Raw genomic sequence first — 4,480 nt, 5'->3', positions numbered from 1 at the left:
AAAAAAAAAACCAAAAATTAAAAACTCATATTTTTTTCTAATTGGGTTTTAATTTATGGTTAATTTCTCAAACGAAGCCACTAGCAAAGGAAGTGAAAAGCAAAATCAATAAAAGCAGCCGAAGGCGTTCCTACTAAAGTGCGCATGAACGAATGGTTGCGTCCGACACTTTTTTTTAAAGAAGAAAAAAAATTACCTAAACATTGTTTTTACACTGAACATCCTTTTTTTTTCTTCTTTAAAAAATGCCTGTGGCGGAACATTAACGCTCGCCACCACCACCAGTTGTTGCAATGCCAAAGGATAGATAAAAAAATATCCTATCTTTAAAAGTGGAGGAACGGAACGCCACTAAAATTTAAATTTTTTTCTCTATCCTTTGGGATTGCTTACAAATGGTGCAGGAGTGGGTGGTGGCGAAACCTATTGTGGCACGAATGGTAAATTATGAAAAAAAGTAAGTTCCGATTATAAAAAAATGTGCTAGCCGTCGGCGATTGAGACACACAAAACTAATCCACTACCGATTTATTTTTTAAGAATAAAGTTCAAATTTAAGACTGACGTAGCTAGTGCCTTTTTTTTCTAAAGGCTCTAGCGGTTGTTAAAAACCTTTTGGCAAGTGGAATAGCATTTTTTAAATGCTATTTTGCTTGACAACTTAAGTTTAGTAAACAATTTTCTACAATCATTTCGCAAAATGGTAATGGGTAAGATTGCCTTTGTCGTAAAGTTAAATTATCAAAATTCACTTTAGAATATCTTCCGTTTTGTCTAGTAACCGGATTATGAATTATTGGAATATCTGAATTTGTAAATATATAGGTCATTTTTTGAGTAGGAAAACCAAATGAACCTAAACTAATCCTGTAGATGTGAGCTTGATAATTCTTCCAATGATTTAGAAAATAATAATTATTACACAGACCGCCACTAGGATTCTCAATATAAAATACTTTTGGTTCCAAATATTCTATTATTTCAAACATTCTATTTAACATTTCTATTGATGTAAACGCCATATCAGTTAAAGGACAAAATCCATTTTTAAAATGTTTACCTCCCGATGCCTTTGAAAAAGTAGTACAAGGAAAACCAAAATACAAAAAATCAAATTCTTTGCTATTGTAAGCTTTATAGTTGAAGTCGAAAAAATCAATATTAAAATCTAACTTTCTTGCACCTCTGACCTGGTGATTATCCAATGAAAAACACTGAATATTATTGTTATTGAAAGTAGTTGTTAATAATTGTTTACCTGCAAAAAACTCAATTCCTTTCATAATGCGCTGCTTACTTTCACTATTATTATTTAGATTTTTTAACACACTTCAAGTATATTTTTAATATGATCATCAAGAACCTTTTTAAGATTTGGCGTTTGATTTATGTCGAAAAAGAAAGTATATACTATTTGGTCGCCGATAGGATGCTCGTGAATATAAGTTGCTATTTGTGGAATAATTTCGAAATCTGGAATACATCCAGTATCTCCAACATCACTATAATTTTCGCATTTGCTTAATACTTGACTACAACCCCATATTTTACCCTCAATTCCTTGCGCTTTTAGTTCCGATAGTTGTTTTTTATATTCTTCAATATTTTTGTTATTACTCTCAATTTTTAATGATAATTCTTTGTATTCTATAGTTTTTGAATTTGTATTTAGAAGTGAAAACGTTAAATCATCATTGCTTTTTTGTAATTCATCAATAATTAATTCAATTTGGTTCATTTGTTCTATTCTTGCGGTTTTGGTAACACCTTTCGCTAAATACTTACTAATGTATGCTTGAATATTTTTGACTTTATATAATGCGTGAATATCTGTACTATTAGGATTTCTATAATTATTATCTACTAATGTTTGGAATGCTTTTTTTTGTTGGCTTTCAGTTCTTTTATCCTTGGAATGTGTAGACAATCTAAACCCATTTTTGTAAAATTCTCTCATATTACTTTCGTATCTATCAACGTAACCCAATTTATTAACTATCCTATTCCAACACTCTCTAATTTCTTTCCATTTTATGTATTTATCAGCGATGATGTGAAAATGAATATTATTGTTTTCTTGCTTTTCGGCTTTCCAGATGTAACGACTTACACCATAGTTTTTTTTCAATTCTATTAGAAACTGGTTCAAGCATTTACTTTTTATTTCATTATCGGAATGGATTTGCTTACTTGGAAGTGTTAAAGTGATAAATGTTAATTTGTATTGTACTGTATTTTGATAAACTTTTGATTTTTGGTATTGAGTAGTGAAATTTTGTTGTTTGGCTATTATTTGCTTTCCTTGGATTTCTTTATTTTCTGTTAAGTACATTAAATAATTTAGTTTTTTTTTCAATCTTTTTTGAGCGTGGTTTGATAGTTCACCGTATTTGTTAGTGTTATCTTCTAAATTTTCCCAGCCTTTATTATCCTTTACGTGGTACGTTTTTTTATCGGGAAGATTGTACAAAGTCAATGAATTAGGACTTATTGAATAGTGTGGAATAAATTGTATTTCTTGCATTTTTATAGAATTTGAGTTGTGGGCGTTAAGATAAACCAATGACAACTTAATGGTTACTTTGTGGAAAATAATACTTTACTTATACCATATTACTCGCATAGGTAAGCTATCATCGTTATCACAATGAATAAATGTTTTATAAATACCAATTCTTTTAAATCCTGCTAAAATCAAAGCATTCAAAACAATATATCTTTCTCTATCATTTTTTATTGCTATATCACTCGCTTTGCCTTTTGTATGTGCAGAATTAGGAACGCCACCGATAAACTTATTATATTCTTTTGTTCTGTAACCGCTATTTATTACAAATGGAATTCCTGCTATTTCCCTTGCTTTTTGTAGTTGCGCGATGAATTGCTTATCCATCAACATACCAGTACCTTTTGTATCTCTACTATCGAATTCTTCACTATTAAAATTTTTTGATAATACCATAATTTCTATTTATTAACTAATTGATTTACTTACTACTACTTTTTTATTTAAAAAAAACCAAAGGCGAAGCGAAGCGTTACGCCAATGGATTTTTATTTATGTGCTTGAATTTTTATAAAACCAGTTTTTTGACCATTTGGAACATAATCTACACGAATAAGTAAACTATCTAATTCACTATCTTTTTTCTTGATTTCATCAATACTATGCGCTATTGAAGTAACTACAGCATTAGTATCATACATCATAATCAGATTTAAAACCTTTGTTAATTGTATAATTAATTCACTTCTTTTTTTAACTACATATTCAACTACTTTAGGACTTTTTTTATACTCAATCAATTCATTTTCTAAACCATCAATAACACTTAATAATTCTTCGTAAGGACTTACTATATTGCTCATAATCACTATTTATTTATTTAACTAAACCGATTTTTTTACCTAGCTTTTTTTGTTCAATATTACCTTCATCAACTATCTTAATTTCTTCAATTTCATAATTAATCATTTCGTAAGGTTCAACATTAAAAAACACACATAGTCTTAAAAATTCATTTAATGGAATGTTTGTTTTGTCATTGGTAGTAGCTTTTAAGTATAATTGTAGTGTTTGCCTTGATATACCTAAAATACTTGGTAATTGTTTCTTTACTTGTTTTGCTTCGTTGTATGGCAGATTATAGAGTAATTCAGCTAGTTTGTATTTAGGTTGTTCAAAAAATATTCCGTTACCTACTTTTCTTTTACCAATTTTTGTTACATTTGTTGTCATTTTCGCAATTGTTTAAGTTAATACTATTAATAATTATAACGCAAATGTAAAGAAATATATTCCATTAATCCAAATAAAAGTAATAAAAAATATTCCATAAACGCCAAAATAAAATATAACATTATGAATTACAACGATTTACACATAGGAAAAAATATTGAGTTTTTAATTTCAATTAGTAAACACAAAAAGTTTGAAATAGCTGAAATGTTAGGAATTTCAAGACAACAATTAAGATTAATTGAAAAAAGTGAAGATGTTAGTACTGGAATGCTCAAAAAGATTGCCTTTGTACTTAATATTGAAATAATTGATTTTGTATGTGATTTTGATAGTTTAGAATTAAAATATAATCCTAATAACCAACAGAATAAAGAAAATAAAGAAGATAGCACAACTAACCCTAAAATATTAGAAATACAATTAGAAGCGTATAAAAATGAAAATGCCTTGATGAAAGAATTACTTAAAACTAAAGATGAATTAATTAAACTATTAACCCAAAAAAAATAATATTATGCCTTATTATAATTATGAAAATGGATTAAATGATAGGATTAAAAACGGTGCTATTGCTGGAACTGCTATTGCCTTAATTGCTTATGCTATATCCTTGATTACCAATACATCGCCAACATCGCCAAAAGAAGATACTACTACAAAAACACTAACTAACACAATATCAAATAAATAACAAAAATGAAAAGTAATAAAAATTCCATTCCTGTCGAGGTCACTAAA

7 protein-coding genes are annotated in these 4,480 nt (G+C 28.2%); 2 read left to right on the top strand and 5 right to left on the bottom strand.

What is annotated here, in order from left to right; genetic code table 11:
- Window positions 1–644: 644 nt before the first annotated feature.
- The 5 genes from BP92_RS0113550 to BP92_RS0113530 all read right to left on the bottom strand — a co-directional run bounded on the left by BP92_RS0113550 (window position 645) and on the right by BP92_RS0113530 (window position 3,739).
- Window positions 645–1,328 (bottom strand): DNA cytosine methyltransferase, encoded by a 684-nt coding sequence (locus tag BP92_RS0113550; RefSeq protein ID WP_026726524.1) that lies wholly within the window; start codon window positions 1,326–1,328, stop codon window positions 645–647.
- A complete protein-coding gene (locus BP92_RS0113545; protein ID WP_026726523.1) occupies window positions 1,322–2,524 on the bottom strand; it encodes a rolling circle replication-associated protein in 1,203 nt (400 codons plus the stop codon). Before BP92_RS0113545 ends, BP92_RS0113550 begins: the two co-directional genes overlap by 7 nt.
- A 75-nt stretch (window positions 2,525–2,599) precedes the next feature.
- Window positions 2,600–2,962 (bottom strand): D-Ala-D-Ala carboxypeptidase family metallohydrolase, encoded by a 363-nt coding sequence (locus tag BP92_RS0113540; RefSeq protein ID WP_051604493.1) that lies wholly within the window; start codon window positions 2,960–2,962, stop codon window positions 2,600–2,602.
- 92 nt (window positions 2,963–3,054) lie between these two features.
- Window positions 3,055–3,369: a hypothetical protein gene (locus BP92_RS0113535; RefSeq protein WP_026726521.1), complete on the bottom strand. Its 315-nt coding sequence runs from the start codon at window positions 3,367–3,369 to the stop codon at window positions 3,055–3,057.
- A gap of 13 nt (window positions 3,370–3,382) precedes the next feature.
- Window positions 3,383–3,739 carry a hypothetical protein gene (locus BP92_RS0113530; RefSeq protein ID WP_026726520.1) on the bottom strand — a complete coding sequence of 119 codons (357 nt, stop codon included), beginning with the start codon at window positions 3,737–3,739 and terminating at the stop codon, window positions 3,383–3,385.
- Window positions 3,740–3,862: 123 nt separating this feature from the next.
- Here BP92_RS0113530 and BP92_RS16445 point away from each other — a divergent pair, with 123 nt between their 5' ends.
- The gene (locus tag BP92_RS16445; RefSeq protein ID WP_035693541.1) at window positions 3,863–4,252 is read left to right on the top strand and encodes a helix-turn-helix domain-containing protein; all 390 of its coding nucleotides are present in this window, start codon (window positions 3,863–3,865) and stop codon (window positions 4,250–4,252) included.
- A 4-nt stretch (window positions 4,253–4,256) separates the two neighbouring features.
- Window positions 4,257–4,433 (top strand): hypothetical protein, encoded by a 177-nt coding sequence (locus BP92_RS17145; protein ID WP_160169131.1) that lies wholly within the window; start codon window positions 4,257–4,259, stop codon window positions 4,431–4,433.
- The last annotated feature ends 47 nt before the right edge of the window (window positions 4,434–4,480 follow it).

It is taken from the genome of Flavobacterium sasangense DSM 21067, from assembly GCF_000686885.1.
Lineage (GTDB): Bacteria > Bacteroidota > Bacteroidia > Flavobacteriales > Flavobacteriaceae > Flavobacterium > Flavobacterium sasangense.
The sequence above is the reverse complement of the archived record's forward strand: the minus strand, read 5'-3'. Positions and strand labels throughout refer to the sequence as shown.